Annotated in this window: 32 protein-coding genes; 23 read left to right on the top strand and 9 right to left on the bottom strand. The window is 31.0% G+C overall.

Annotated features, from left to right (window positions below; genetic code table 11):
• Positions 1-6 precede the first annotated feature (6 nt).
• Positions 7-159 (bottom strand): SsrA-binding protein, encoded by a 153-nt coding sequence (locus ACOQN8_RS01925; protein WP_235273229.1) that lies wholly within the window; start codon positions 157-159, stop codon positions 7-9.
• Between the two features lie 986 nt (positions 160-1145).
• Here ACOQN8_RS01925 and ACOQN8_RS01920 point away from each other — a divergent pair.
• A complete protein-coding gene (locus tag ACOQN8_RS01920) occupies positions 1146-2087 on the top strand; it encodes a calcium/sodium antiporter (protein ID WP_150900403.1) in 942 nt (313 codons plus the stop codon).
• Positions 2088-2142: 55 nt separating this feature from the next.
• Here ACOQN8_RS01920 and ACOQN8_RS01915 read toward each other — a convergent pair whose 3' ends face one another.
• A complete protein-coding gene (locus tag ACOQN8_RS01915) occupies positions 2143-3153 on the bottom strand; it encodes a glutamine synthetase beta-grasp domain-containing protein (protein ID WP_150900402.1) in 1011 nt (336 codons plus the stop codon).
• A gap of 184 nt (positions 3154-3337) precedes the next feature.
• On the opposite strand from ACOQN8_RS01915, the gene ACOQN8_RS01910 reads away from it, so the two are divergent.
• From ACOQN8_RS01910 to ACOQN8_RS01875, 8 genes are all read left to right on the top strand, one after another.
• The gene (locus ACOQN8_RS01910) at positions 3338-5524 is read left to right on the top strand and encodes a glutamine synthetase III family protein (protein ID WP_420551382.1); all 2187 of its coding nucleotides are present in this window, start codon (positions 3338-3340) and stop codon (positions 5522-5524) included.
• Positions 5525-5930: 406 nt separating this feature from the next.
• Positions 5931-6938, top strand: coding sequence for a hypothetical protein (locus ACOQN8_RS01905; protein WP_272149996.1), 1008 nt, complete (start codon positions 5931-5933; stop codon positions 6936-6938).
• A 73-nt stretch (positions 6939-7011) separates the two neighbouring features.
• On the top strand, positions 7012-7440 hold the full coding sequence (locus ACOQN8_RS01900) for a hypothetical protein (RefSeq protein ID WP_420551381.1): 429 nt from the start codon (positions 7012-7014) through the stop codon (positions 7438-7440).
• Between the two features lie 2 nt (positions 7441-7442).
• On the top strand, positions 7443-8168 hold the full coding sequence (locus ACOQN8_RS01895) for a CsgE family curli-type amyloid fiber assembly protein (protein WP_272149994.1): 726 nt from the start codon (positions 7443-7445) through the stop codon (positions 8166-8168).
• Between the two features lie 19 nt (positions 8169-8187).
• Positions 8188-8595: a curli assembly protein CsgF gene (locus ACOQN8_RS01890; RefSeq protein ID WP_272149993.1), complete on the top strand. Its 408-nt coding sequence runs from the start codon at positions 8188-8190 to the stop codon at positions 8593-8595.
• Between the two features lie 41 nt (positions 8596-8636).
• Complete coding sequence (locus ACOQN8_RS01885; protein WP_420551380.1) at positions 8637-9944, top strand: CsgG/HfaB family protein; 1308 nt, start codon at positions 8637-8639, stop codon at positions 9942-9944.
• A gap of 11 nt (positions 9945-9955) precedes the next feature.
• Positions 9956-11467, top strand: a complete 1512-nt coding sequence (locus tag ACOQN8_RS01880; protein WP_420551379.1) for a carboxypeptidase regulatory-like domain-containing protein — start codon at positions 9956-9958, stop codon at positions 11465-11467.
• Positions 11468-11574: 107 nt separating this feature from the next.
• The gene (locus ACOQN8_RS01875; RefSeq protein ID WP_420552800.1) at positions 11575-12753 is read left to right on the top strand and encodes an AIR synthase related protein; all 1179 of its coding nucleotides are present in this window, start codon (positions 11575-11577) and stop codon (positions 12751-12753) included.
• A 96-nt stretch (positions 12754-12849) separates the two neighbouring features.
• On the opposite strand, the gene ACOQN8_RS01870 is transcribed toward ACOQN8_RS01875, so the two are convergent.
• The gene (locus ACOQN8_RS01870; protein ID WP_420551378.1) at positions 12850-13296 is read right to left on the bottom strand and encodes a hypothetical protein; all 447 of its coding nucleotides are present in this window, start codon (positions 13294-13296) and stop codon (positions 12850-12852) included.
• A 58-nt stretch (positions 13297-13354) separates the two neighbouring features.
• Here ACOQN8_RS01870 and prfA point away from each other — a divergent pair, with 58 nt between their 5' ends.
• The 3 genes from prfA (at position 13355) to ACOQN8_RS01855 (ending at position 15538) form a co-directional block, all read left to right on the top strand.
• Positions 13355-14431 carry a peptide chain release factor 1 gene (prfA, locus tag ACOQN8_RS01865; protein WP_150900393.1) on the top strand — a complete coding sequence of 359 codons (1077 nt, stop codon included), beginning with the start codon at positions 13355-13357 and terminating at the stop codon, positions 14429-14431.
• A 277-nt stretch (positions 14432-14708) separates the two neighbouring features.
• Positions 14709-14897 (top strand): 30S ribosomal protein S21, encoded by a 189-nt coding sequence (rpsU, locus tag ACOQN8_RS01860; RefSeq protein WP_150900392.1) that lies wholly within the window; start codon positions 14709-14711, stop codon positions 14895-14897.
• A gap of 80 nt (positions 14898-14977) precedes the next feature.
• On the top strand, positions 14978-15538 hold the full coding sequence (locus ACOQN8_RS01855; protein ID WP_150900391.1) for a Crp/Fnr family transcriptional regulator: 561 nt from the start codon (positions 14978-14980) through the stop codon (positions 15536-15538).
• A 52-nt stretch (positions 15539-15590) separates the two neighbouring features.
• Here ACOQN8_RS01855 and ACOQN8_RS01850 read toward each other — a convergent pair whose 3' ends face one another.
• From ACOQN8_RS01850 to ACOQN8_RS01825, 6 genes are read right to left on the bottom strand one after another with little or no spacing between them, the layout of a single operon-like run.
• Positions 15591-16463 (bottom strand): DUF5777 family beta-barrel protein, encoded by an 873-nt coding sequence (locus ACOQN8_RS01850; protein WP_235273205.1) that lies wholly within the window; start codon positions 16461-16463, stop codon positions 15591-15593.
• Positions 16448-16831, bottom strand: a complete 384-nt coding sequence (locus tag ACOQN8_RS01845; protein ID WP_420551377.1) for a hypothetical protein — start codon at positions 16829-16831, stop codon at positions 16448-16450. Before ACOQN8_RS01845 ends, ACOQN8_RS01850 begins: the two co-directional genes overlap by 16 nt.
• On the bottom strand, positions 16809-17351 hold the full coding sequence (locus ACOQN8_RS01840) for a YceI family protein (RefSeq protein ID WP_420551376.1): 543 nt from the start codon (positions 17349-17351) through the stop codon (positions 16809-16811). Before ACOQN8_RS01840 ends, ACOQN8_RS01845 begins: the two co-directional genes overlap by 23 nt.
• Positions 17352-17384: 33 nt before the next feature.
• A complete protein-coding gene (locus ACOQN8_RS01835) occupies positions 17385-17717 on the bottom strand; it encodes a hypothetical protein (protein ID WP_235273198.1) in 333 nt (110 codons plus the stop codon).
• Between the two features lie 4 nt (positions 17718-17721).
• Positions 17722-18879, bottom strand: coding sequence for a hypothetical protein (locus tag ACOQN8_RS01830; protein ID WP_420551375.1), 1158 nt, complete (start codon positions 18877-18879; stop codon positions 17722-17724).
• Between the two features lie 13 nt (positions 18880-18892).
• The gene (locus tag ACOQN8_RS01825) at positions 18893-19273 is read right to left on the bottom strand and encodes a DUF2147 domain-containing protein (RefSeq protein ID WP_420551374.1); all 381 of its coding nucleotides are present in this window, start codon (positions 19271-19273) and stop codon (positions 18893-18895) included.
• A gap of 151 nt (positions 19274-19424) precedes the next feature.
• On the opposite strand from ACOQN8_RS01825, the gene ACOQN8_RS01820 reads away from it, so the two are divergent.
• The 11 genes from ACOQN8_RS01820 (at position 19425) to ACOQN8_RS01770 (ending at position 26537) form a co-directional block, all read left to right on the top strand.
• Positions 19425-19718, top strand: a complete 294-nt coding sequence (locus ACOQN8_RS01820) for a DUF6787 family protein (protein WP_420551373.1) — start codon at positions 19425-19427, stop codon at positions 19716-19718.
• 67 nt (positions 19719-19785) lie between these two features.
• Positions 19786-20004, top strand: a complete 219-nt coding sequence (locus tag ACOQN8_RS01815; RefSeq protein ID WP_420551372.1) for a hypothetical protein — start codon at positions 19786-19788, stop codon at positions 20002-20004.
• A gap of 2 nt (positions 20005-20006) precedes the next feature.
• Entirely contained in the window at positions 20007-20852 is an 846-nt protein-coding gene (locus tag ACOQN8_RS01810; protein WP_150900382.1) for an ABC transporter six-transmembrane domain-containing protein, read from the top strand.
• Between the two features lie 2 nt (positions 20853-20854).
• Complete coding sequence (locus tag ACOQN8_RS01805; RefSeq protein ID WP_272149978.1) at positions 20855-21934, top strand: adenylate/guanylate cyclase domain-containing protein; 1080 nt, start codon at positions 20855-20857, stop codon at positions 21932-21934.
• Entirely contained in the window at positions 21931-22173 is a 243-nt protein-coding gene (locus ACOQN8_RS01800; RefSeq protein ID WP_420551371.1) for a hypothetical protein, read from the top strand. Before ACOQN8_RS01805 ends, ACOQN8_RS01800 begins: the two co-directional genes overlap by 4 nt.
• A gap of 52 nt (positions 22174-22225) precedes the next feature.
• Positions 22226-23218, top strand: a complete 993-nt coding sequence (locus ACOQN8_RS01795; RefSeq protein WP_420551370.1) for a sterol desaturase family protein — start codon at positions 22226-22228, stop codon at positions 23216-23218.
• A gap of 12 nt (positions 23219-23230) precedes the next feature.
• Entirely contained in the window at positions 23231-23455 is a 225-nt protein-coding gene (locus ACOQN8_RS01790) for a hypothetical protein (protein ID WP_150900378.1), read from the top strand.
• An 11-nt stretch (positions 23456-23466) separates the two neighbouring features.
• On the top strand, positions 23467-23856 hold the full coding sequence (locus ACOQN8_RS01785) for a DUF2147 domain-containing protein (protein WP_420551369.1): 390 nt from the start codon (positions 23467-23469) through the stop codon (positions 23854-23856).
• Between the two features lie 71 nt (positions 23857-23927).
• Positions 23928-25154, top strand: coding sequence for an aromatic ring-hydroxylating oxygenase subunit alpha (locus tag ACOQN8_RS01780; RefSeq protein ID WP_420551368.1), 1227 nt, complete (start codon positions 23928-23930; stop codon positions 25152-25154).
• A gap of 13 nt (positions 25155-25167) precedes the next feature.
• The gene (locus ACOQN8_RS01775) at positions 25168-25464 is read left to right on the top strand and encodes a hypothetical protein (RefSeq protein WP_150900376.1); all 297 of its coding nucleotides are present in this window, start codon (positions 25168-25170) and stop codon (positions 25462-25464) included.
• Positions 25461-26537, top strand: coding sequence for a 2Fe-2S iron-sulfur cluster-binding protein (locus ACOQN8_RS01770; protein WP_420551367.1), 1077 nt, complete (start codon positions 25461-25463; stop codon positions 26535-26537). The genes ACOQN8_RS01775 and ACOQN8_RS01770 overlap by 4 nt, the downstream gene beginning before the upstream one ends.
• Positions 26538-26827 lie beyond the last annotated feature (290 nt).

Below are 26827 nucleotides of genomic sequence, written 5' to 3'. Positions count from 1 at the left end.
AAAATTTTAATCCAACGAGTTTATTGTAACAAAGGCACGCCATCCAATAATTGCTAATTGAAATTTTGATGCCTTAGAAATATCCAGTTCTTTTTTAGTAAAAGAAGGTAAAAGAGCTTTGTTAAGTTTGGCTAAAAATTTAAATACTAGTTTTTTCATTGTAAGTTGATTGTATATCAAAAATACTGAAAAAAAATTAGTTTTATTTTAGGGAATGAATTGATTCATTCCCTAGGAATTGTTAGGTAATTGTTTTACTTTTTCTTTTTTGTCAATTTTTAGTAATGCACCTAATAGGTGTTAAATATTCAAATAAATTACTAATGTTCTTTTCTGGTTAGACTGGTAATCCCCACAATAGTTTTATAATCCTATTTAATCCCTGTTTTGTGGGGTAAACCAGTGCTAATTAACTTTTTCTTTTCATAACAGTTTCAATTTCTTTTTCAATAACAAATGTTCATAGCATTTAAAATTTTTTCATAGACAAGTTTTTACTTTTTCTTCATGTTTTTAGCAGTTTTATGGTTTATATAAAATATTTTAAAATCGGTCTGTAATTTTTCTTCTATAATCTATTGTTAAAGTTATAACTCCTGAGGATATAAGTATAATTCCAATAAATATTGACATATAAATAGTGTTGTGATTTTAAGCCTTGATTAAAAGAATAAATAAGTAATTAGAGTAACAATTTTTATAGCAATAATAATTAGTTTTAAAGTAATAACAATCATTAGTTTTTTTGTGTTTTTTTGGTTGTTTTAATTAGTTGAGTTCTTAATTGTTTTTCGAATATATGAGAAAGGAAACTATAGCGCCAAAGCTTTTAAAAAGAAATAATCAAATTGAATTTTAAATTAAAGTTTAAAAAGTTGTTTTAGTTTAAAAATGAAACTTTGTCTCCTTCATTATAGTTTTGATTTGTAGTTTTAATGTTTATTTATTGTTTTAAATTGTAATAAAATAAAGGGGTGTTTTTTCTTGTTTTAAAAAAGTAAAGGGAAATATAGGTTGAAAAGAGGAGGTTTTTTAAGTTTTGATTTTTTGAGGATTTAAAAAGTATAAAAAAGTAGTGTTGCTAACGAAGGTTTTCGAGCTTGTGTATTTTCGAGTCAAAGCGCTATCTTCGCAAAAAAAAATATATGAGTTTAGTTTATATAATCTTAGGATTATTGTTGTTGGTACTTGGAGGAAATTGGTTGTTAAAAGCAGCAGTAGGTCTGTCATTAAAACTAAACATACCAAAAATAGTTATTGGTATGACTGTTGTTTCTTTTGCGACTTCAGCACCAGAGTTAATAGTAAGTGTAAAATCAGCTTTGGAAGGTGCTACTGGATTGGCAGTTGGAAATGTAATAGGTTCAAATATTGCAAATATAGGTTTGGTATTGGGAATTACAGTTATTTTGTCAACAATTGAAGTTGAAAGAAGTTTCTATAAAACGGATTGGCCAGTAATGATGATTGCTTCTGTATTGTTGTATTTTTTTATAGCTTTTGATAATATAATTCAGCAATATGAAGGGATAATCTTATTTTCTATGCTAATTGTGTTTTTAATTTACTTATTGCGTTTTCAAAAGACAGCAGTGGTAGATGAAATGCCAGAAGATGATGAAGAGTTACCATTATATAAAATAGTACTATTTTTAGTAATAGGAGGTTTAGGATTATGGGGTGGATCAGAACTTTTAATAGATGGTTCGGTAAGTTTAGCAAAGAATATGGGGGTTAGTGATGCCGTTATTGGTGTAACAGTAGTTTCGGTAGGAACCAGTGTACCAGAGTTAGCGGCTTCTATAATTGCAGTTATAAAAAAGGAAAAAGCAATTTCATTAGGTAATTTAATAGGGTCTAATGTGTTTAATATTTTGGCAGTATTGGGAATTACAGCAATGATAACTCCTGTTGAAGTAAAACCAGACGCTTTAAGTTTAATAAACAATGATATCTATTGGATGTTAGCTATTTCATTTATAGTTTTACCATTGGTGTTTTTTCCAAAGAAATTACGTTTGAATTGGAAAGACGGGATCATTTTACTAGGAGCTTATATTTTCTTTGTTTATCAAACATTAGCATAAAAATAAAATCCCGCATTTGCGGGATTTTTTATGAATTCAAAAACTAAAAATCTAATTAGATTTTTGCGCTTTTTACAGTATCGATAATTCTACCAGCTACTTTGTATGGGTCAGCATTAGAAGCAGGCCTTCTATCTTCTAACCAACCTTTCCAGCCTTGCTCAACGGTAATAATTGGAATTCTAATTGAAGCTCCACGGTCAGATACACCATAACTGAAATCGTTAATCGAAGCAGTTTCGTGTAAACCAGTTAAACGTTGATCGTTATATTCTCCATAAACCTCGATATGTTCTTTAGCAACAGGTCTAAAAGCTTCACAAACTTTTTCATAAGTTTCCTTGCTTCCACAAGTTCTTAATAAAGTGTTTGAAAAGTTTGCATGCATACCAGAACCATTCCAGTCACCTTTTACAGGTTTAGGGTGATATTCAATGTAGTATCCATACTTTTCAGTTAATCTATCTAATAAATAACGAGCTACCCATATTTCATCACCAGCTTTTTTAGCTCCTTTAGCGAATAATTGAAATTCCCATTGTCCTGAAGCTACCTCTTGATTAATTCCTTCAAATACTAAACCAGCAGCAATACATAAATCAGCATGCTCTTCTACGAAATCACGTCCGTGTGTGTTTTTCCCACCAACAGAACAGTAGTACATTCCTTGAGGTCCAGGGTATCCTCCAATAGGGAATCCTAAAGGTAATTGAGTATGAGTATCCATAATAAAATACTCTTGTTCAAAACCAAACCAAAAATCATTATCGTCATCATCAATCTTGGCACGAGCATTAGATACGTGTGGAGTTCCATCAGCATTTAATACTTCAGTCATTACTAAAAATCCATTCTCACGAGCTGGGTCAGGATAAATAGCTACAGGCTTTAATAAACAATCAGAGTCTCCTCCTTCAGCTTGTCTTGTAGATGAACCGTCAAAAGACCAAATTGGACAGTCTTCTAATTTTCCACTAAAATCTTCAACAACTTTAGTTTTACTACGCATGTTTTGAGTTGGATAATATCCATCTAACCAAATGTATTCTAATTTAGATCTAGTCATGATTTTTGTTTTGTTATTGTTTTTGAATTAATTACAATGCAAATATGTATTATTTTTTTTATACCCTAAAATTTTTAGGGGTATTTTTAAAAATGTTAACCTTAATTTAAATTTAACCCTCAAAAAAACAGGGTTAAATATATTTTTAATATTTTTGAAGTGGTTTAATGGTAAAAAAAGAAAAATGTCTACTATCCGATTTAGAGCTTTAGAACAAACATTACATAGAAAACCAATTTTGGTTGAAGAAAAAGGAAGAAGATCAGAGTTATTTGCGCAGAATGTTTTTAATGAGCAAGCTATGCGTAAGCACATGACAAAAGAAGCTTATAATGCAGTTCAAAATGCAATTGAACTAGGGACTAAAATAGATAGAGGAATTGCAGATCAGATTGCGCTTAGTATGAAAGAATGGGCATTGTCAAAAGGAGCCACACATTATACACACTGGTTTCAGCCATTAACAGGAGCCACAGCAGAAAAACATGATGCTTTTTTTGAGCCAATAGACGGAGGAGGTGCTATGGAGCGTTTTGATGGTGGACAATTAGTACAACAAGAACCAGATGCCTCGAGTTTTCCACATGGAGGAATTAGAAATACATTTGAAGCACGTGGTTATACAGCTTGGGATCCAACTTCGCCAGCTTTTATTTATGGTACAGCTTTATGTATTCCAACTGTTTTTGTAGCATATACAGGAGAAGCGTTAGATTATAAAACTCCGTTATTAAGAGCGCTACATGAAATAGATAAAGCCGCTACAGCGGTTGCAAAGTATTTTGATAAAAATGTAAATAAGGTAAATGCTACTTTAGGTTGGGAGCAAGAGTATTTCTTAATAGACATGGCTTTGGCAAAGTCACGACCAGATATTAGTTTAACTGGACGAACATTGTTAGGGCATTCATCAGCAAAAGGACAGCAACTAGATGATCATTATTTTGGAACTATTCCAACACGTGTCTTGAATTTTATGCGTGATTTAGAGCAAGAGAGTTTAGTGTTAGGTATTCCAGTAAAAACACGTCATAATGAGGTAGCTCCAAACCAGTTTGAATTGGCGCCTATTTTTGAAGAAGCAAATTTAGCAGTAGATCATAACTCTTTATTAATGGATGTAATGAAAAAAGTAGCCGAAAGACATTCGTTCAAGGTACTTTTTCACGAAAAACCATTTGCAGGAGTAAACGGATCAGGGAAACATAATAATTGGTCTTTAGCAACAAATACAGGGCTAAACTTATTAAGTCCTGGAAAAACACCAATGCGTAATTTGGAGTTTTTAACCTTTTTTATCAATACAATAAAAGCAGTAAATGATTATGAAGAATTATTAAGGGCTTCTATTGCAAGTGCTAGTAATGATCATCGTTTAGGAGCAAATGAAGCACCGCCAGCAATTATATCTGTTTTTATAGGTTCTCAATTATCTTCAGTATTGGATGAGCTAGAAAATGTAACTAAAGGTAAGATATCTCCTAAAGAGATGACAGATTTAAAATTGAATGTAGTGGGGAAAATTCCAGAAATATTACTGGATAATACAGATAGAAATAGAACATCTCCTTTTGCATTTACTGGAAATAAATTTGAATTTAGAGCAGTAGGATCAACAGCAAATTGTGCTAATGCAATGACTGTATTGAATACTATTGTAGCTAAACAGTTAATTGAATTCAAAAAAGAAGTTGATGCTTATATAGATAAGTATTCAGTTAAAAAAGATGATGCAATTTTTAATGTTTTAAGAGAATACATAAAAGCATCTAAAAGAATACGTTTTGAAGGAAATGGTTATGGAAAAGAATGGGAAACGGAAGCAAAAAAGAGAAAATTAAGTAATCATAAAACTACCCCAGAAGCATTACAAGCTAAGATATCAAAGCCTACTATAGAGTTATATGAAGAGATGAATATAATGAATGAAGTTGAGTGTAAGGCTCGTTATGAAATAGAAATTGAAGAATATAGTTTGCGTTTACAAATAGAATCTAGAGTGTTAGCAGATATAGCTAGAAATCATGTAGTGCCTACAGCTATAAAGTATCAGAATGTTTTAGTTGATAACGTAAAAGGGTTAAAAGAAATTTATGGAGCTTCTTTTAAAACAATAGCAAAAGAGCAAATGACTCTTATAGAATCAATTTCTGAGCATATTGAAAAAATAAATCATGTGGTAAGTTTAATGATTGAAGAAAGAAAGAAAGGAAATGCATTGAAGAATTCAGAAAAGAAAGCATTTCATTATTGTAATAAAGTGAAGCCTTATTTTGATGAAGTACGCTATCATTGCGATAAATTAGAGTTAATGGTAGATGATAATTTATGGCCTTTAACAAAGTATAGAGAATTACTTTTTACAAGATAAATACTTATCTAATCATAGAAATATCTTATTTGAAAAGGGGGTTTTCCCCCTTTTTTAATATTGAGAATAAAATAAAAAATACTCTTTCTCACCCTTGTAATTCCTTGTTTTTTCAAATTTTCAAAAAATAAAAAATAAAGCTATGTTGTTGATAGCTATTTTAATAAAAGGTTAAAATTTGTATCTTAGCTATGTTTAAACACGCAAACTATATATAGTTTTTAGTACTACCTTTTTTATAGGTTGATGAAAATGAAAAAATGACACACCTCAGTCAAATCATTTTACCCTAGTAATTTTATTCTACCCCAATTTTAATAGCACCCCATAATCGTTATAAACTCATTTGTAGCGGATAAATATGGTGTGTTAAAAATTTAACTAACGTATTTTAAAATTATTAATTATGAAAAAATTATTAATAGTAGCTGTACTTCTGGCTACCGGAGTGGTGTTTTCTCAAACAAAAAATGTGGAAAGCTATACTAAGCTAGAAGGTAAGATTGGAAAAAAGTATGGAACACCAGATCATGCTAAGCAAAGAACTAATGCAGAGAGACCAGTATGTGCTGATTGTGTTGTAGAGCAAGTAGAGTGTCCAGAGGATTTTATTATTGAAGGAAAAAACAAAGTTGATATCCGACAAATGGGAGATAGCAATGAGGCTAAAGGTACTCAAACTGGAAGTAGCAACATGTCTTTAATTAGACAAGACAACTCTAACTTTGTACCTGGAGGAGCAGGAAATCTAGCTTCTTCGCATCAAACAGGAGATGGAAATGGAGCAGATATTAAGCAGTTTGGTAACGATAATAAATCTAGAGTTTGGCAATTTGGAGATCATAACTATGCTAAAGTAGATATAGGTGATGACGGAGCTAAGCAAGCTGAAGGGAACTTAACATATGTTTCTCAAATTGGAGATGGTAATAAATCATACCAAAGACAAAGATATGATAACAATGAGGCATCTGCTTACCAAACAGGAGACAGAAATTCAGTTGTACAAAAGCAATCAAGTGGACCAAACCAATCTAGTGGTAGTGTAGCATTTGCAAATCAAGTAGGAAATGATAATGCAGCGCAACAAGACCAAACAGGTTCTCATAACTATGCATCAGTTTATCAGTCAGGAAATGGAAATAGTTCATTAGAGACTCAAACTACAACAACTGATGATCCAAGCATCTGTAACATTTCTACAGTAAATCAAGTTGGAGATGATAACAAGTCATGTGTTACTCAAGATTCAGATATGGGGAACAACTGTAGTTTAGTAAACCAATTAGGAAACAACAACTCTTCAGTTGTTACACAAACAGCTTTCCAAGGAGGTAATAATGCATCGTGTGTAATGCAAAAAGGTAATATGAATAAAGCTCAGGTAACTCAATCGTCGCCAGGAAGCATTTAATAAATAGTTTAAAATGGAGTGAGAGAGTATAATTCTCACTCCATTTTTTTAACAAAGAATAGAGATGAGAATAATGAATAAGGTAATTGTTGTTTTAGCTTTATTGTTTTCAATAGTAGTAAAAGCTCAAGATGAAAAGCTACCAAGTTACTTTTCAAATGATTTACAACTAAATCAAATAGAGTTGTCTGAAAAGTTCAATAATAGTTTTCAAGTTAGGGCACAGGAAGAAAATAGTACAATCATTTCGTTAAGGCAAATTGGTAATGAGAATGTTGCAAATATTGAAAATAGATTAACTCAAGGAAAACACAAAGTTTATCAAATAGGAAATAAAAATAATTATCAGTTTTTAAACTATCGAAATAATCAACAAATAAATTTAGGTGTATTGCAAACAGGTGATGCAAATTCATTAAGGATTATAGGGACAAATTCAATGTTTAGCAATTTTAATATAGCTCAATTTGGAGGAGCAAAAATGAGTATAATTAATTATTAGTCATGAATATAAGGTTAAAAAAAAATACTGCTTTTTGGGTTTTAGTTGTTTTTTTTGTACCTTTTGTTTGTGGTCAAGAGTTTGATACTTATAGAGTTAAGGGGAGTGTTAACTTAACTAGAACAGATGATTTTTTAACATTAAGAGCTCAAGTATTAAATCTAGAACCATATTTCATTGATGAGCTTAATTATAATTTCGTAGCATTAAAAAAAGGGGTTGCTGGAAATTATTCAAAGAATAGTCAGTCAAATGATTTTTCACTTCGCCCCAAAGAGGAAAAACAGTTATCAATAATTAAGATAAATGTTAAAAAGAATGAAGAGCTTAAAGTTTACTTATTTATAAAACACAAGAATAAGCTTATTCATAGAGATACTTTGTTTCTTATTCCAAAAAAGAAAGCTCAAAAAATAAATGAGGAACAATTTTTAATTAGAGGAATTGTAATTGATGAAGCAATTACGAGGATAGGTAAAGATTACCATGACTTTTTTTATAAAGAATATTTAGTAACAGGGAAAAACTACCCTTTCATAGTAAAAATAGTAGAAAAACCAGCTTTGGGTCGTAGTAGTATGATATCAGTAGAAGTGGAAGGAAAGAAGATTCACGAGTTTTTTGCTAGACCACAGGAGGATTATTTAAAATCAAATGTTGTAAGAGCTATGAGGAATTTAAGGGTGTTTAATCAAAAATATAGATCAACTTTTAGTAGAAAAATATAAAACTTAAAAAGAAATAGATATGAAGCAAAAATTACTACTTTTTTTATTATTAGTCTCTGGTTTAGTGTATTCACAGGATTTGGTATATAGACCAATAAGCCCATTTTTTGGAGGTGATACATTCAATTACCAGCAAATTATAGCATCTGTTACTTCACAAAACGATTTTACTGAAGAAGATAATGCGCAAAGAAATGTGCCTACAGATCTAGAGAACTTTACAAATAGTTTAAATAGAAGGTTACTAAGTTCGTTGTCACAAAGTTTGTTTCAACAACAATTGGGTAATACAAATTTGACAGTAGGAACCTATACTTTTGGAGACCTGGTGGTAGAAATAACTCCAGGAGCTAATGGCTTAAATGTAAGTATTCTTAATGTTACTACAGGAGAGCAAACTCAAATTACAATCCCTAACGGTAACTAAAAATAACTATGAAAAAATGTACAAGTATAATTTACTTGTTAATGCTATGCGTATTAACAGGTTGCGGAGCTTATTTTAACCAACCATTTACTCAAACAAAAGCAAGAATAGGAGAAAGTACTTCTCCAGAAGCTTTGGCTAAAAGTTTTTTACCTGCTGACAAAATTATAGTAGGAGTTTATAAGTTTCGAGATCAAACAGGGCAATATAAGCCGGTACAAAATGGTTCTACATTTAGTACAGCAGTCACACAAGGTGGTACAACAATATTATTAAAATCACTAGAAGAATCAGGGTGGTTTAGACCTATAGAACGAGAAAATATAGGAAATCTTCTAAATGAACGTCAGATAATTAGAAATACAAGGCAAGAGTATGCTAATGGAAAAAAGGTAACTATGCCTCCATTACTTTTTGCAGGTACTATTATAGAGGGAGGAGTTGTTTCTTATGATTCTAATATTATTACTGGAGGTTCAGGACTACGATATTTTGGAGTAGGGGCATCAAATCAATATAGACAAGATAGAATTACCGTTTATTTAAGAATAGTTTCAACATCAACAGGAGAAATTTTAAAAAATGTTTATGTTTCAAAAACAATACTTTCTCAAGGAATATCAGCAAATTTATATCGCTATGTTTCCTTAAGAAGATTATTAGAAGCTGAAACAGGAGTAACAAAAAATGAACCTTCTCAGTTGGCAGTAAAAGAAGCAATAGATAAAGCAGTAGATTTATTAATAGTTGAAGGTATAGTAGATGGAATATGGCAACCAAAAGGAGGGAAGCCAGCAATAGATTATATAAAGGAAGTATATAGAAAAGAAAAAGAAGAAGCCAAAAGCACAAAGCTATTTAATAGAAAAGAAGAAAAAAGAAGAGAACAGTTTGCAGTGGGAGCCAGTATGGGGGCATCTAGAATTAGTGGAGATTATGCGAGCCCAACCTATCAATTTGGTTTTGACTTAAAATTTAAATATATGTTTAAAGATCCCAAATTTAATTTTTGGGCAACTATAGGAAGGTTTGAATTGGATAATAAAAGAACCTTTCATGAAGCGTTTATAACTTCAGGACTCAATTTAGAGTATATAATACTCCCATATGAAAAGTTTACACCATATATCTACGGGGGAATTGGATCTATATCAAGAGAAAATTTAGAGGATACTTTTTTTAAATTTCAAGGAGGAGTTGGAGTAGAATATTTAATTACAAATAAGATTGGACTTTTTGTAAATGGAGAATACAACATGTTGCTAAGTGATAATTTAGATAGGCAAATAGTTGGTGAAAAAAACGATTTAGTATGGCGTTTTGGAGCAGGGATTAATGTCTATTTTTAAAAAGAATTCAGATGAAAAAAGCAATAAAAAAAATAAGCTTGTTATTATTAATACTCGTTTTTATTCAGTGTGGAGAAGATGGAACTGTGGGGTTAATAGAGTATGGAGATTTAACAGGGAAGGTTGTTAAAAAAGATGGTTTTGTTCCTTTAGAGAATGTGAAAATAACATTGTCACCTACTAATAATACAACGTTTACAGACGCAGAAGGAAATTTTAAATTTGAAAGAGTTGAGGTACAGGAATACTCCGTCCAAGCAACCAAAGAAGGATATTTAGATAAGTTTGAAGGAGCTACAGTTAGTGCTGAAGCGGTAGTAAATGTAGTATTAGAACTAGAAATTTCAACAGCATTAAATAAACCACCAACAAAACCAGAATTATTAACACCAAACGATGGTTCGGTAGATTTACCAAATGAAGTAGAATTAACTTGGGAATCTACAGATCCAGAAGAAGATGAGTTGACCTATGTTTTAGAACTTAGAAATGATTTTAATAATGATGTAACAAGGATTACAGATATAAAAGAAAAGAAATATTTGTTGTCAGATTTAAAGTACGGAGCAAAGTATTTTTGGAGTATAGAAGTAACCGACGGTATCAATACGGAGGTTGTAAGTAGTATTCGATCATTTACAATTAAAACAGATCCAGGAAATCGATATTTTTATGTGAAGAATGAAGGAGGGAATAACGTGATTTATTCGTCAAGTTTTAACGAAACAAATAATGAAGTATCGAATACTGTTAAATTAACAGATTCTAATTTGAACTCATGGAGACCAAGAAAAAGTAACGTAGCAAATTTAATAGCATTTTTAAGAATAGATAACAATGAGGCGCATATTTATACAATGAAAACTAATGGTAATGATGTTCAAAAAGTAACGTCAACAGTCCCAGTAGCAGGTTTTAATTTAAATGAAATGGATTTTTCATGGTCGCCAGATGGAAGTAAATTGGTGTACTCCAATTTTGATAAATTATATTCAATAAATAAAGATGGTAGCGGTTTACAAAGTATTTATGAAACGGCAGATGGAAGTTTAATAACTGAAAGCGATTGGAGTAGCGATGGAACCAAAATAGCTATCAAAACCAATGATGCAAATGGGTATAATGGAGCTATATTAGTTATAGATATGAATGGAAATATTTTAGATACAGTTATATCAGGAGTAGTAGGAGCCATGGGAGGAATTAATTTATCAGCTTCAGGAAATAAGTTATTGTTTGCAAGAGATATTTCAAACCATCAAGCAACTAATTATAGGCAGCTAGATACTAGGTTATTCATTTATGATTTTACAGATATGAGTTTTACAGATGTATCAGAGGCAGAGAAAAATAGTGGGACAAATGATTTAGATCCACGATTTTCACCAAATGAAGCAGATGTGATTTTTGTAAATACATCTAATGATGGAATCTCGCAAAGAAATATAATGAGAACCAATTTAACAGGGACTATAGAACGTAGAATTGTATTTACAGATGCTATAATGCCAGATTGGGAATAATACAATATAACTAACTCAAAATTAAAAAGCGAACGTTAAAAAACGTTCGCTTTTTTCTTGATATGAAATTAAGAAAAACTAAATTTGCAGGAACAACAACACAACAAATGAGTAACGAAATATCTAAACGCTACGCGCAACGCGGAGTATCGGCATCTAAAGAAGATGTTCATAATGCTATTAAGAATATTGATAAAGGATTGTTCCCAAAGGCATTTTGTAAAATTGTTCCAGATTATTTAACGAACGATGATGATTACTGCTTAATTATGCATGCAGATGGGGCAGGAACAAAGTCGTCATTAGCATATATGTATTGGAAAGAAACAGGAGATATTTCTGTTTGGAAAGGAATTGCACAAGATGCATTAATAATGAATATTGACGATTTATTATGTGTAGGAGCAACTGACAATATCATGTTATCTTCTACAATAGGTCGTAATAAAAGTAATATTCCAGGAGAAGTTTTATCGGCAATAATCAACGGGACAGAAGAATTGATTTCTGAACTAAAAGATTTTGGAGTAACAATTCACTCAACAGGAGGAGAAACTGCAGATGTAGGAGACTTAGTTCGTACAATTATTGTTGATTCTACTGTAACAGTAAGAATGAAACGTGCCGATGTAATTGATAATGCCAATATAAAAGCAGGAGATGTTATTGTAGGTTTGGAATCTTTTGGACAAGCGACTTATGAAAAAGAATATAATGGCGGAATGGGGTCTAATGGATTAACATCGGCTCGTCATGATGTATTTCATAAATATTTAGCTAAGAAATATCCAGAAAGTTTTGATGCTTCTGTACCAGAAGAATTAGTGTATTCAGGAAACACAAAGCTTACCGATGAGGTTGCGAACTCGCCAATAGATGCTGGGAAATTAGTTTTGTCACCTACAAGAACTTATGCGCCAATAATAAAAGAAATATTATCAAAGTTTTCTTCAGACAAAGTACATGGAATGATACATTGTTCAGGAGGTGCGCAAACTAAAATTTTACATTTTGTAGATGAGTTGCATATAGTAAAAGATAATATGTTTCCAATACCACCATTGTTTAAGTTGATTCAAGAGCAGTCAAAGACAGACTGGAAAGAAATGTATCAGGTGTTTAACTGTGGGCATAGAATGGAATTGTATGTGTCTGAAGAAGTAGCAGAAGAAATCATAGCAATTTCAAAATCATACAATGTAAATGCGCAAATAATTGGAAGGGTAGAGGCTTCAGATAAAAAGAAGTTAACTATCAAAAGCGAATACGGAACATTTGAATATTAAAATAAAACAAATAAAAAAGGCCTTAGAGAATTCTAAGGCTTTTTTATGTAATAAAACTAACATAGTTTTTCAATAGTGATATTGTATCTAGGTTAGTTATTCTATTTTGTTAAAAATAAAATCAATAGAAAATTCATCGTTGGAAATTTTACATTTCAATTGCTGACCATCCATATAATAATTAATTTTTTTAGGAAATTCATTCTGTTCATTTTCAGATACAAAAGAAGAATCAGTTTGTTGTGTAAATTTAAATAACGTAGGTTGCTCATTCACACCTATAATTTTTAAATGCAAGATATTTTGAATAGAAACAATACTCATAGTTTCTTTAAAAACGGTATCGTTTTCTTGTAGTGTAAAACCAGTTCCGGTAAGATCTTTATTCCAAAATTCAAAAGTTGTTTTGGTAGGTTTTTCGTTTAAACGTTGCCATTTTCCTTGTAACCAATTAGGTTTTTTGGTTTCTTTTTGACAAGAAAAAAGTAGAATAGAAAAAAGTATAATTAGATAGTAACGCATATTTTTGCTCTTAAAAGACATAAAGATAGAGATAAAATTCGATAAAAAATCGTAAATTCGCACCCCAAGAAAAGATACAATGCTAGATAAATTACAGATAGTTAAGCAACGTTTTGATGAGGTTTCAGATTTAATCATTCAACCAGATGTTATTTCTGATCAGAAGCGTTATGTGCAATTAAATAAAGAATACAAAGACTTAGGAAAGGTTGTTAAAAAAGCAGATGAGTACAAAGGTCTTTTAGATACCATAGAAGAAGCTAAAGAAATTATTTCTGATGGAAGTGATGCAGAAATGGTAGAAATGGCTAAAATGGAAATGGATGATGCAAAAGTTAGAATTCCACAATTGGAAGAAGAAATTAAGTTTTTGCTAATACCAAAAGATCCAGAAGATGGTAAAAATGCTGTAGTAGAATTACGTGCAGGTACAGGAGGAGATGAAGCAAGTATTTTTGCTGGAGATTTATTTAGAATGTATACGAAGTACTGTGAAGGTAAAGGTTGGAAAGTATCTACAGTAGATTTTTCTGAAGGAACCAATGGAGGATTTAAAGAAATCCAATTTGAAGTTTCAGGAGAAGATGTATATGGAACTTTAAAGTTTGAAGCAGGAGTACACCGTGTACAACGTGTACCACAAACAGAAACACAAGGACGTGTACATACTTCGGCAGCAACTTGTATGGTTTTTCCAGAGGCAGAAGAGTTTGATGTAGAAATCAATCCAAAAGATGTTCGTATTGATTATTTCTGTTCTTCAGGGCCTGGAGGTCAGTCGGTAAATACAACTTACTCGGCGGTACGTTTAACACACATACCTACAGGATTAGTAGCGCAGTGTCAAGACCAAAAGTCACAACATAAAAACAAAGAAAAAGCATTTAAAGTATTACGTTCTCGTTTATACGATTTAGAGTTAGCAAAGAAACAAGAAGCTGATGCAGCAAAACGTGGTTCTATGGTAACATCGGGAGACCGTTCAGCAAAAATTAGAACATACAATTATCCACAAGGTCGTGTAACCGATCATAGAATTGGATTAACGTTATATGATTTATCTAATATTGTTAATGGTGATATTCAGAAAATTATAGACGAATTAATGCTAGCAGAAAATACTTCCAAACTTAAAGAGTTAGGAGAAACTATCTAATAAAAAAGACCAATCAACGATTGGTCTTTTTTATTTTGTTATTCCTTGTAAAACAGGAGAATAAATAGTATCTTGTAGAGATATTAATATTCTATCCGTAATAAGGAGAAAATCTACACATCTATAATACTATTTTTCTGAAGCCCCTCAGGTATTCATAGTTTTCTTTAAGTAAAGCATTTTTATTAGAATTTTTAATTAAGAGAGTAAGTCATTATATCAATAGCCCTAAACTGATAAGGTTATTGGAGTATTAACCCATAAATAAATTAGATATATGTTAAAAATAATAGTAAAAGAAGGCGAGAATATTGATAGAGCTTTAAAACGATATAAACGTAAATTTAGAAATGTAAAAATTTTACAAGAATTAAGAGAGCGTAAACAGTTTACGAAGCCATCAGTAGCAAGAAGAGCACAAATACAAAAAGCAGCCTACAGAGAAAAATTATTAAAACAAGAATAGTTAGAAGTATTTGATTAGTTTAGAATGTTTGTAAATACATAAATGGGAGTATTTTACGAAGTATTTCTTAATTTTGTTTCATGCAGAGTTTTATTGATTTTATTAAACAACACATTTTTATTTCAGAAGAAATTGAAGCGGCAATAAAAAGTGTTGCCGTGGAAAAAGAGTACCTTAAAAATGATTTATTGGTCGAAGAAGGAAAGACTTGTAAATATTTATATTTTTTAACTGAAGGAACAGTAAGAGCTTATTTATATTTAAAAGGAAAAGACATAACGAATTGGGTTTATCCAGAAAATTCAATGTTTACTTCTTGGCATAGTTATATTTTAAGAAAACCTTCTTCAGAATATATTGAAGTAACTAATGATGCTAAGGTAATAGCTATTTCTTATGATGATTGGCAGGAGTTATACCAGAAATATCCTAAGTTAGAACGTTTTGGACGTTTAATAATGGAGGAGCAAATCGGGTTAATTGACGATTTTTATAAAGGGTATTATTTCTTAACAGCAAAAGAAAAGTATGAGTTATTAATTAAAGCATACCCTAAGATAATTCAAATAGCTAATTTAGGACATATAGCTTCAATGTTAGGGATTAGTCAAGAAACATTAAGTAGAATTCGTGGAAAATAAAATAGGCTTCCTTATTTAAAAGAAAGCCTAACAAGAGCTGAGTTCTATGAGATTAAAAAACTCTTACAACATTAAACCCAAAAGATATATCCCCTTTGGTCCAATCCCCTTCAGCCTTTGTTAAGAAAGCGCTGTCATTGCTTGCCCTTGCGTTGGAAAATAATAGTTGAAAAACATGACCCCCTGTTTCAATATCAATTCCCAATGTTAGAGGATTTTTATAAATAGAATTTTTGTTTCTACTAAAATTGTGAGCATAATCTAAGTTAACACTCATACGTTTACTTACTTTTAATCGACCTCCAACACCCATTAAAAATTGATTGTGTGTATTGCCACCAGTAACAGTGTGGTCTTGTAAGTTTTGACGAACAAACGAAGGAGCAATTTCGAGAGATAAGTTCTTAGAAACTCTTCGTGAAGCAAGTAATTGAAAAGTATAACTCATACGATCACCAAATTTTAAATTAGGATATTTTTCCTTTTTTAATTCAGAGTTAATATCTGCACTAGCATACCCTACTAAGTTTAATGGAAACTTGCTTGATTGCTTTGTAAAACGAACTTTTGCAGTACCGGAATAAGTTTTTTCAAAACTATCTCTACTCAAACTTAATTGAACTCCTTCCCAAAAGCTATAGGCTAATTGAATTTTAGTATTTGCTTGATCTAATCCAAAAAACTCATCAACACCATCTTTTAAAGAACCAAAACGATGGGCAACAATTAAGTATAAATCCCCTTTGTCTGCAATTTTAGTAGATTGTAAGTTTCCAATTTGCATTGCTTTAAAAGCAGGTAAGGCAAATAGTTTTTCATTTTTAGTTTCATTGTCTAATTCATCTAATAAATCGTCTTGAGCAAAAGTTTTTATAGATGTAAAAACAATTAAAAAAGCTATGATGTATTTTATTTTAATATGCATTGTTCTAATTTTAATTCGTCTAATAAATCATCGTATCCTATAACACGACCTTTAATTTGTATGTTGTCATTTTCTTTTATGGAAAGTCTAGTATCAGTATTCTTAAACTGGCAGTAGATTTGATTTTCTAAGGAGATACCGTTTTCATCAATAGCGGTTACTTTGCCAGACAGTTGTACAACTTTTGTATTCCACTCAGAAAAATTCTGACTTACTTTTTGTAAAAAAACTGTCGAGCTTCCTTCAAAATCTACGTTTAGCTCTTCAATTGTTTTATGAGGTTTATAAGCGTACTTGTATGCTGAATATCCTCCTATGAGCAAAATGAAGAGTACAACCAAAAACTTATTTCTTTTCAACCAATTCATAAGCTATAGAAATGTTTATTTGCTCAGCTATTTTCTTGCGAACAATACTTGGTATTTTAATACCAAAATCTTGAGGTTGTACAAAGAATTTAGAGCTTAACATAATTTTATTGTTCTTTAAAACAACCTTGGCAGTAGTGCTTACTTTTTTCTTTTTTCCACGAACCGTAATAGTTCCTTTTAACGGAAACTCTTTTGAACTTGATAAATTTTCTAAAGAAAACCCTTCTAATTTTCCTCTAAAAGTAGCTTTAGGGTATTGATCGCTGTCCATATAGTTTTCATTAAAATGCTCTTGCATTAAAGCAACTTTAAATTTAAAAGCAGTAATAAATAGTTGGGCAGCAATATCGCCAGTATTGGTTTTTAAAATAGCTGTAGAGCTATTATTATTAGCTTCAACAGGTTCAAATGCTTCTACAGAAGCTTTAAAATGTGTGCTACCAGTTCTAGTAAAATATTTTTGAGCAGCAATTGATTGACTAAGCAATATAATTGCTAGGATGATTATTTTTTTCATGTAATTACGTTTTGTATTTTGAAACAAGTTGAATTATTCTAAAAAGCCATCAGCTTTCCATTTATCAATAAGCGCTCTTTTTTCAGCAGTAACAAGTCCACTTTGAGGCATTGGGCTTGCGGCATCATTCATTCTGGCGATTAGAGTTCCAAACTGAGCAGAGTTTTTAACTTGCTCATATGTTTCTAAGATTAATCCTTTTCTTGGGTTTACAGAACTGTGACAGGTCAAACAATTATTGTAAATAATAGGTTGTATATCTTTATTGTAAGTTACTGTTCTGTCAATAACATTAGGTAATGGTATTTCTGCTTTTGTACAACTAACCATTAAAGCTACGATTGAGATATAAAATACTTTTTTCATCTTTTTAATTTTGAACATCAATATTGGTTACGTTTTCTGTTTTGTTTTCTAATGGTGCTATGGTAATTTTTTTACTAATGCTTAAAATATCACCTTGATTTGGAGCGCCATCACCGGTTTTATCGGCAATAACAGTTAAGTAATATTCTCCAGGATGTAGATAGGTAAATAAGAATGTGTCTTCTTTGTTTTCTAAGTTTGGAAAATGTAGTAAAGTATCAAAAGCGTCAGTGTTTGAAGTCAAATAACCATTATTGTCAGTTAATGGGTCTCTTGAGAGATATACCAATAAATTAGTATCAGTAATTTGATTGTTTCTAGTTAAATTAACAGTTAAAGTACCTAGTCTAGGATGGTCAGTAATTTGGTATGGATCTCCAGATTGAGGTGCTAATTCATAAATGTTATTGTTGGCTTGTTGAGCTAAGAATGTTGCAGATGTTGCTGCTTGTTCACCTTGTTTTACATATAAATTTTCTGCCTTAAAACCATCAGCAAAATCTAAACCATCGTCAATAGCATTTTGAGGATAATTAGTAGCACTTGCAGCAGCTTGAGCTAATTCCATATGCATTTTCTTTCCTTTGAAAGTCATATGACGTGTTGGAATTCTGCTTCCTAAATTACTAGTGTATGAGTTAAAGTATAAACTGTCATTTTTAAAACGTAGTTCAAATGACATAATGTTTTTATTACCAATGGCATCTACAAAACGATAATATTTACCTTCAGAATTTCTGTCTTCTACTTTGTCTAAAACAAAATAACTAGTTCTATAAATACCACTTAATAATCCACCGTTACGCCCCATAATAGTTCTTTTACCTTTGTAATTTGTTACAAAAAATGAAGTAAGTAGGTTTCCTAAAGAACCACCTTCATGAATACCGTGAATATGTGATTTTGAAATAGCTCTATAGTCCCATGCAAACCAATCATAATCATCGGCAATAACTCTATTGCTACCTACCCAGTGACCTTGCATTTTTTCAAAAAAATCAAAACCATCAGTATTAATATCGGCAGGAATAACTTCTGCTATAGGTTGAGGGTTAGGGGAAGGATTTGTAGTTGTCCCTCCTGTAATATCTCTAATTGCATCTTCACAACTCGCAAGAGCAAGCGTAATACATAACCCGAAAAGGATGTGTCTTTTTTTCATAATTTAGTTTTTGTTATTGTTTTCTTACCCAAATTTCAATTAGAGGTTTGTGCATGATATAGCTTGTAACTTCTAATGTGTCTTTGTGTTTAATTTTAATCTTAAGATTGTCAGAGTTGGTTTGTGTAGCTCCTGAAATAGCATCGACAAAAGTGTCGTCTTTATAGGTTAAATTGTTTAAAAAGATATCTTTATCAGTACCAGTTTCTCTAATAATTGTAGTGTCGTCGTTATAATAAATAACTTTACCAATAAGTTTGTTAGCTTGTTTCTCTATTTTATAAGTGGCCTTATAAAAAGAACTTTGAACATTCCAGATGCCTAAAATTCGCTCATCTATTTGAGTAGAACACCCAATTAGAAAAATTAATAAACCAAATAAATACCTCTTCATTTTTAATTCTGAATAATTACGGAGACAAAATTGAGAAGGTTTGTAAGAAAGATTTTTGACCTATGTCAAAATCATCATAATGAACTGTTTTTGATTTAAGTCAAACCAAAACCAAAGATGCCAGTGTACATTTGAACAAAATTTATTTAGGATGAAAAAATTAATGTTACGTTGGAATATTGATAAGCCAAGAGATTTAATTATAATATTTATAGTTTTTTCAATAACAGGTTCAACTTCGATAACTGTTGGGCGCCCAGTTTTAAAAGCAGTAGGAATAACCTTAGAAAATATGCATGCAGTTATTTACTATCCATTGTTTATATTATTAAGTTTTATATGTTATCAAGTTTTTTTAGTCTTGTATGGATGGCTTTTTGGACAATTTAATTTCTTTTGGAACATGGAGAAGAAGATGTTAAAAAGATTCGGTATTTCTATTTAAAATTTCTTTTTTATATTTAAGAATGAAGAAAACTATTAAATGGCGAACTCTAATTGCTCTAGTACTGATGTACATTGCCATATTTATGAATTGGGAATGGGCTTGGGGAGTTTTGTTTATGTTCTGGGTTATTCCCGATCTTTTTTCAGGGATAACTTACTTTATAGAACCGATATCAAAAAAAGAAAATCCTAAAACATATTGGGTAATTATCATTAGCTGGATTCTTATGGCGTTATTTTCTTTGTCAACTTTAGTAATAGATTATCCAGGATATACCTATTAGCTATGAGTGATTTTTCTATTGGCGCTATTTTTAAGAGGTATAAATGGAAAATTTCGTTTACTTTTTTACTACTAATTTTAGAAAACATATCTAAAGTACTACAACCTTTGGTTTTAGGTATTGCTATCAATGATTTAATTAATGGAAGTAACAAAGGGCTGTGGTTGTTTACAGGCTTGTATTTAATAGGTTTTGTTATTGGTACCATACGTAGGTATTACGATACTCGTGCCTATACTTTTATATATACAAATGTAGCTTCGGAAATTGCTGAAACACAAAATAAAAAAGGAATAGAAGTGTCTGCCATAGCAGCAAGAAGTGCTTTAGTAAAAGAGTTAGTAGACTTTTTTGAGCATGATGTTACTCAGGCATTCACATCGGCAATTAGCGTTGTGGGAGCTTTGATAATGTTAGCATTGTTTGATTTGTGGATTTTTGGAGGGTGCTTGTTAACTATAATCATTATCATTTTAATTTATACCTTTAGCACCAAACGTATTTATAACTATAACATAGGTTTAAACGATGAATTAGAGCATCGAATAAATGTGTTAGAAACTCGTGAACGTACAGGTATTTTTAATCATTTTAAGAAAATAACAAAATGGTTGGTGAAAATGAGCGATTTAGAAACAGTTAATTTTTCAATCATCGAAATTGTATTGTTTATACTAGCAATTTATGCATTGTATGCTTCAGCTAGTGCTGTAAATGCTACAGCTGGTGGCATTTTTTCGGTGCTTACTTATGTTTTAGAGTTTTCAGGAGGTGTGTTTATGCTTCCTATTATATTTCAACAAATAATTCGTTTGCAAGAAATTAGTACAAGGCTAAAAAATATTTAAAATTGAGTAGGAACTTAAGAACATACCTAAATTTATTAGGACAATCAGTATTTTATTGGACTATTACATACATGTTATTCATCACAATTCGCTTTTATGGAATAGGGGAAGATGAAGGATTACCTTTAATAGACAAAACAAATATTCCTTTTTATGTAGCTTTACAGTATGCAGCATTTTTAGGGGCTTCTATAGGTGTTTTTTATTCATTAATTGAATTTGTGTTTGATACATATGTGTCAAAGCGAACAGCATTGTGGTTTCAAATTTTATCCAAAACATTTATCTATTTCATAGTTTTAATTATTTGCGTTTCCATAATTCGAAAGTATTATCAGTACGACAATAATTTAGAAATTCCAGTCATAAAAAAAGGTTGGTGGGTAAAGAGCAAAACATTTTGGGTAACAGTGTTGTTTTTTGTTTGCTCATCATTGGTGTTTTCTATTCTAAAAATGGCGACAGAAAAACTAGGTCCAGGTGTTTTCCTTAAAATGTTATTAGGTAAGTATAAAAGTCCACAAGAAGAAAAACGAATATTTATGTTCTTAGATTTGAAAAATTCTACACCTATAGCAGAAAAGTTAGGGCACTTGAAGTACAGTCAATTTATTCAAGATTGTTTTTACGATTTAAATGAATTAGTACCTAAATACGAAGCAGAAATTTACCAATATGTAGGAGATGAAGCAGTGTTAAATTGGGAGTATAAAAAGGGATTGGCGAATAACAATTGTGTGTCATTGTTCTTTGAATTTCAACAAAAACTACAGTCAAAAAAAGACTATTATAATCAAAAATATAATGAAGTTCCAGAGTTTAAAGCAGGTTTACACGGAGGTACTTTAATGGTGGCCGAGGTTGGGACTATAAAAAAAGAATTGGCATATCATGGAGATGTTATAAATACATCTGCTAGAATTCAGGCTGAGTGTAATACGTATAATGTACCAGTTTTAATCTCAGAAAATTTATTGTCCGATTTAAATGTTAAGAATCCTTATTTAACAAAAGTTTTAGGAGATATTTTATTGCGAGGTAAAAAGAATAAAGTTAACTTGTATACAATATCAAAAGCATGAGAAAGTGGAAAACGATTATAGCATTGTTTTTATTGATTTTGGCAGTGCTTTTTGAATGGAATTGGTTTTGGGCATTTTTTATTTTTATGGGGCTGGTTAATGTGTTAAGTAGTAAAAAAATACATTTTGTAGAGGAAGTATCGTTAAAAGAATCGCCAAGGTTGTATTGGACAATGGTTATTATATGGTCATTTCTAGCGTTATTTTCTATTTTAAACTATTTGGATATTTTGACCTAAATCAAAAGAATTCAGTGTTGTTTTCTTCAATTTTGTAGTAAATTTAAACAACATGAAAAATTCAACATTATTAATAAGGAGTTTACTCGTTATAGCAATTATAACAGGTTTTGCTCATTACTTCTATTATAACTATAATATAGACGGAAGTTCGAGTGTTATATCATTTTTTTCAGAGACTTTACAATGGGAAAGTGTAGAATATTGGTTCTATATTTTTAACGACTTAAGTTTGGTGTATATAATAGCTCCTTTCTTTTTAATAGAGCTTATTAGGTATGCTTTTTTAAGAAGATTAACTAAAGATTTAATATTAGATAGTGTTGCCAATGTACTAACTTTTGGAGGTTTCTTTTTGATAGAAATCATTTTAGGAATTTTAGCAATTACTAAGCTGTATTATTGGGTATATAATAATTTAAGTTTACCGCATTTAGATGTTAATTGGGCAACAATTATAGCTTGTGTGTTATTGGCCGATTTTGCTTATTACTGGGAGCATAGAACAATGCACAGAATAGGTATAGGTTGGGCTACACATACGGTACATCACAGTTCGCCACATTTTAATATGTCTGTAGCGTACAGATTTGGACCTTTAGATGCAATAATGCCTATTGTTTTTTCATTGCCAATTGTAATGCTTGGTTTCGATCCGATTTTAGTTTTGTTATCAGAAGTATTTGTACAAGTGTTTCAAACTTTGCTTCATACAGAAATAATTGGTAAATTAATAAAGCCAATAGAGTTGATATTTAATACGCCTTCACATCATAGAGTTCATCATGGTTCAAACAAACAGTATTGGGACAAAAACTATGCAGGAATATTAATTATTTGGGATAGAATGTTAGGAACGTTTGAGCCAGAAGAAGAAAAGGTAGTGTATGGGATTTCAGAGCCTTTAAATAGTGTTAATCCTATAAAAGTATTTTTTCATGGACTCACTAGATTAAATAGAAAGCTAGGAGAAGTAAAAGGATTTAAAAATAAAATGTTGGTATTTATTAAACCCCCAGATTGGATGCCAAAAGAGAATAATTAAAAAGAAGAAATTATGAAATTATTTTTAACACTAATAGTGTCCATTCTAACTTATTTTGGATTACAATATTATCAAACAGGTTCTTTTATAACGTGGGTAGTATTAATTGTTTTATGGACTGCAATAGACTATTTTACATATGATAACCCTTTTTCATGGAAAGATTATATTTTACTAGTCGTAATCTTATCTGTAGTTGAAATAGCTACTTTATATAATTATTTTGGAACACTATAAATTATTAAAAAATGAAACAGCTATTATTAACCTTTTTATGTTTGATTACATTGATTTCGTGTGCTCAAAATAATGACGAGATTGTTGGAACTTGGACAGTTAAGAATCAATATTATGAAGCAGAATATGAGGTTGTTGAATATAAAGGAAAGTTCTTTGGGAAAATCCATTACTACAATGATGGTAAAAATGAATACAAAGGAAATAATGAAAAAAAGGACTATTTTTTAACAGATGTAGAAAAGAAAGGAAAGAAATACGTTAATGGAAAAATGTATTTACCAGGAGGTTCATATTATGAAGTAATTTTTACATTAAAAAATAAAGATGCATTGGAAGTATTAATGACTGTTGAAGGTCAGCCCTATAAGGAAACTTGGAAAAGAAAAAAGAAAAAGTAAACTGTTAGTTATGAAAGAGATTTTAGTAAAGAATGAATTTGTAGTATTGAATATTAAAAATTATTAGAAGTATGAGTTCAACATCAAAAAATAATAATTCAGCCACAGGAAATATGATGCATGCATTGCCAATAGAAGCATATACATCTCAAGAATGGTTTGATTTAGAAATGAAAACTTTATTTAGTACTACATGGCAATTTGCCGGATTGATAGAAGATGTGGCTAACCCAGGGGATTATATTTCTGTTCAAGCAGGACTCAATAATATTTTTATTGTAAAAGGTCGCGATCATCGGTTAAGAGCTTTTCACAATATGTGTCGTCATAGAGGAACACAATTATTAAGAGCCGTAGGAAAGGCACAAAAAGCAATTACATGTCCCTATCACGATTGGACCTATGATTTAGAAGGAAAGTTAATTAGTGTACCTAAAAAAGAAGAAGAGTTTCCTGATTTGTGTAGTAAAGAATTACACGATTGCGAATTAAATTTACACGAGGCTTCTGTAGATATTTTTAAAGGTATGTTATTTGTGCATCCAGAAAAGAATGCGCCTAGTATTATGGAGTTTTTTGGAGAAGTAGAACCTTATTTAGGCCCTCATATTCCTGAAGAGTTGGTAGAATATCAAGAAAAAGAAGGGGAAGCATTTTATACCAAAGAGATCAAAGCAAATTGGAAAATTATTGTTGAAAATTATATAGATCATTATCACCTAGCACATTTGCATGAAGGAACATTAAATATGTACGATCATGCCAATGCAGAATTTGGTTGGAAAGGACCTCATTATTGGTTTTATGAGCCGTTGGTTCCAGATTATTTAGCAGATGTTGATAATGCATCGCCACAACCTTTAATAAGTAGTGTTCCAAGAGAAAAAATAGGTGCTTATGTGCCTTGGTTATTTCCTAATATTGGAATTACAGAAGGAGAGGCAGCGTGGAATACTTTTCATGCAATTCCTTTAGCAGCTGACAGGACTTTGGTAGTAATTCGTTCGAAAATGGAGAATGCAAGTGAATGGGAATTTACCAAACAGTATACAAAATCGTCTATGAGTAAGGTTTGGCTTCATTATGGTAATAAAGGGAAATATGAAGGAGATGCGAGTGATCCTATGGCTTCAGGAGATTTTATGGAAGAAGATGTATATGCTTGCGAGCAGCAACAAAAATCATTAAAATCACCTATGTTTAGTGTAGGAGCAAGGGCACAAAGAGGAGAGTATGCCGTTATGCGTTTTCAGGAAGAAGTAAAAAAATGGATGAAGAAACACGGAGCTTTTGATTAAAAATACATACGAGATGAAAAAAATATACATACTGTTATTGGTGTTGCTTACTGCCTGTAGTTCGGTAAAAAAAGAAGAAGCATCTAAGTTACCGTTGCTTACTGTTACCAAAATTGAAAATGGTAAAGATGGGTATACAGCTACTTTAGAAGATAAAAAAGGAGGTTTGTATACATGTACTATTAGTATTCCAAATCTAGAAGATAATTATGTGCGTGTAGAGGTTGGAGAAAAGGTAAGGATTGAAGGAGAATATGCAGAGAGTTATCCAGTACAAATTTTTGCAAAAAGAATTTTCAAAGTTGAATGATGAATAAACCATATTCTTTAAAAGTTATAGATGTAAAGAACGAAACTAAAGAAGCAGTTTCGGTATCTTTTGATGTTCCATATGAATTGTATGAAATATTTAACTATAAGCCTGGTCAGTATATAACCTTACAGTTTAATTTAAAAGGAGAACAGGTTCGTCGATCTTATTCTTTATGTAGTTCACCAGCAAAGGAAGAGCCTTTGCGAATAGGGGTGAAAAGAGTAAAAGAAGGTTTAGTTTCTAATCATATTAATGATGAGGTTAAAGTAGGGGATTATATTGAAGTGTTGCCTCCCGATGGACGCTTTTATGCAGAGGTAAAAAAAGAAAATTACAAAACCTATTATTTATTTGCAGCAGGAAGTGGAATTACTCCAGTCCTATCTATTTTAAAAACAGTTTTATATACAGAAGAAAGAAGCTATGTGTATATGATTTATGGAAATAGGAGTCAGGAAACTATTATGTTTGAGGAAGAGTTAAAACAGCTTGAAGAAACGCATAAAGATCGATTTTTTCTGGTTCAAACTTTAAGTAGACCTAAAAGTAGTTGGAGTGATTTATGGAAAACATCTAGTAATAAATTTAGAAAAGGAAGAATAGATGCAGCAAGTATAGAATGGTTTATAAACGAATATCCACCTTATGCTCAGAATGCAGAATATTATGTTTGCGGCCCAGGAACAATGATTGATAATACAATTAAAGGTCTGGAAAATATAGATGTTCCTTTTGATCGAATTTTTGTAGAGAGTTTTGGAGGAGGAAGCGCTATTAATGAAATTGAAGCTGTAGAAAATGCTAGTTTGGTAACTTATTTGAAAGGTAAAAAGATAGAAAATACCATACCAAAAGGAAAAACCATTTTAAAAGCATTATTAAACGATAATCATGAGCCGCCTTATTCATGTGAGGGAGGAGTTTGTTCTACATGTAAATGTAAAGTGAAGAAAGGAAAAGTCCACATGAAAAAGAACTTGGCATTAACCGATAAAGAAGTAAAAGAAGGATATGTACTAAGTTGTCAAAGTATCCCTTTAACAGAAGAAGTAGAAGTCGTTTATGAATAATTACTTCAATTACCTATAAAATCCAATTGTAATCATTACGAATTTTACCGTTTATTACAAATATCTACCGTTTATTACTTAAAACGACCGCTGGTTACTTTTGAGTATATAAATGTTGGAGTCTTATTTAATTTAGCTTCAGATTAATTTAGAATGCAGTGTTTGTTTATAATTTGTTGATTTTCTATTGTAAGATTTAAAGATTAGGACAAGCTTTTAAGTAAGTTATATAAACAGCGCTGAGCTAGTTTAAAGTTTGGGGTAAATAATTATGAATATTGCTATCTTTT

Source organism: Tenacibaculum aiptasiae, from assembly GCF_965221665.1.
In the GTDB taxonomy this organism is placed as follows: domain Bacteria; phylum Bacteroidota; class Bacteroidia; order Flavobacteriales; family Flavobacteriaceae; genus Polaribacter; species Polaribacter aiptasiae.
Note: the sequence above shows the minus strand (reverse complement) of the source record. Positions and strands in the feature narration are given on the sequence as shown.

Bases quoted from the DNA above. Each gene is read 5' to 3' on its own strand.
- ACOQN8_RS01880 (WP_420551379.1), top strand. From the start codon at position 9,956: ATGAAAAAAGCAATAAAAAAAATAAGCTTGTTATTATTAATACTCGTT.
- ACOQN8_RS01780 (WP_420551368.1), top strand. From the start codon at position 23,928: ATGAGTTCAACATCAAAAAATAATAATTCAGCCACAGGAAATATGATG.
- ACOQN8_RS01795 (WP_420551370.1), top strand. From the start codon at position 22,226: ATGAAAAATTCAACATTATTAATAAGGAGTTTACTCGTTATAGCAATT.
- prfA (WP_150900393.1), top strand. From the start codon at position 13,355: ATGCTAGATAAATTACAGATAGTTAAGCAACGTTTTGATGAGGTTTCA.
- ACOQN8_RS01800 (WP_420551371.1), top strand. From the start codon at position 21,931: ATGAGAAAGTGGAAAACGATTATAGCATTGTTTTTATTGATTTTGGCA.
- ACOQN8_RS01915 (WP_150900402.1), bottom strand. From the start codon at position 3,153: ATGACTAGATCTAAATTAGAATACATTTGGTTAGATGGATATTATCCA.
- ACOQN8_RS01920 (WP_150900403.1), top strand. From the start codon at position 1,146: ATGAGTTTAGTTTATATAATCTTAGGATTATTGTTGTTGGTACTTGGA.
- ACOQN8_RS01770 (WP_420551367.1), top strand. From the start codon at position 25,461: ATGATGAATAAACCATATTCTTTAAAAGTTATAGATGTAAAGAACGAA.
- ACOQN8_RS01900 (WP_420551381.1), top strand. From the start codon at position 7,012: ATGAATAAGGTAATTGTTGTTTTAGCTTTATTGTTTTCAATAGTAGTA.
- ACOQN8_RS01840 (WP_420551376.1), bottom strand. From the start codon at position 17,351: ATGAAAAAAATAATCATCCTAGCAATTATATTGCTTAGTCAATCAATT.
- ACOQN8_RS01890 (WP_272149993.1), top strand. From the start codon at position 8,188: ATGAAGCAAAAATTACTACTTTTTTTATTATTAGTCTCTGGTTTAGTG.
- ACOQN8_RS01870 (WP_420551378.1), bottom strand. From the start codon at position 13,296: ATGTCTTTTAAGAGCAAAAATATGCGTTACTATCTAATTATACTTTTT.
- ACOQN8_RS01790 (WP_150900378.1), top strand. From the start codon at position 23,231: ATGAAATTATTTTTAACACTAATAGTGTCCATTCTAACTTATTTTGGA.
- ACOQN8_RS01815 (WP_420551372.1), top strand. From the start codon at position 19,786: ATGTACATTGCCATATTTATGAATTGGGAATGGGCTTGGGGAGTTTTG.
- ACOQN8_RS01820 (WP_420551373.1), top strand. From the start codon at position 19,425: ATGAAAAAATTAATGTTACGTTGGAATATTGATAAGCCAAGAGATTTA.
- ACOQN8_RS01835 (WP_235273198.1), bottom strand. From the start codon at position 17,717: ATGAAAAAAGTATTTTATATCTCAATCGTAGCTTTAATGGTTAGTTGT.
- ACOQN8_RS01830 (WP_420551375.1), bottom strand. From the start codon at position 18,879: ATGAAAAAAAGACACATCCTTTTCGGGTTATGTATTACGCTTGCTCTT.
- ACOQN8_RS01785 (WP_420551369.1), top strand. From the start codon at position 23,467: ATGAAACAGCTATTATTAACCTTTTTATGTTTGATTACATTGATTTCG.
- ACOQN8_RS01855 (WP_150900391.1), top strand. From the start codon at position 14,978: ATGCAGAGTTTTATTGATTTTATTAAACAACACATTTTTATTTCAGAA.
- ACOQN8_RS01875 (WP_420552800.1), top strand. From the start codon at position 11,575: ATGAGTAACGAAATATCTAAACGCTACGCGCAACGCGGAGTATCGGCA.
- rpsU (WP_150900392.1), top strand. From the start codon at position 14,709: ATGTTAAAAATAATAGTAAAAGAAGGCGAGAATATTGATAGAGCTTTA.
- ACOQN8_RS01910 (WP_420551382.1), top strand. From the start codon at position 3,338: ATGTCTACTATCCGATTTAGAGCTTTAGAACAAACATTACATAGAAAA.
- ACOQN8_RS01825 (WP_420551374.1), bottom strand. From the start codon at position 19,273: ATGAAGAGGTATTTATTTGGTTTATTAATTTTTCTAATTGGGTGTTCT.
- ACOQN8_RS01845 (WP_420551377.1), bottom strand. From the start codon at position 16,831: ATGAATTGGTTGAAAAGAAATAAGTTTTTGGTTGTACTCTTCATTTTG.
- ACOQN8_RS01905 (WP_272149996.1), top strand. From the start codon at position 5,931: ATGAAAAAATTATTAATAGTAGCTGTACTTCTGGCTACCGGAGTGGTG.
- ACOQN8_RS01850 (WP_235273205.1), bottom strand. From the start codon at position 16,463: ATGCATATTAAAATAAAATACATCATAGCTTTTTTAATTGTTTTTACA.
- ACOQN8_RS01885 (WP_420551380.1), top strand. From the start codon at position 8,637: ATGCTATGCGTATTAACAGGTTGCGGAGCTTATTTTAACCAACCATTT.
- ACOQN8_RS01925 (WP_235273229.1), bottom strand. From the start codon at position 159: ATGAAAAAACTAGTATTTAAATTTTTAGCCAAACTTAACAAAGCTCTT.
- ACOQN8_RS01810 (WP_150900382.1), top strand. From the start codon at position 20,007: ATGAGTGATTTTTCTATTGGCGCTATTTTTAAGAGGTATAAATGGAAA.
- ACOQN8_RS01895 (WP_272149994.1), top strand. From the start codon at position 7,443: ATGAATATAAGGTTAAAAAAAAATACTGCTTTTTGGGTTTTAGTTGTT.
- ACOQN8_RS01775 (WP_150900376.1), top strand. From the start codon at position 25,168: ATGAAAAAAATATACATACTGTTATTGGTGTTGCTTACTGCCTGTAGT.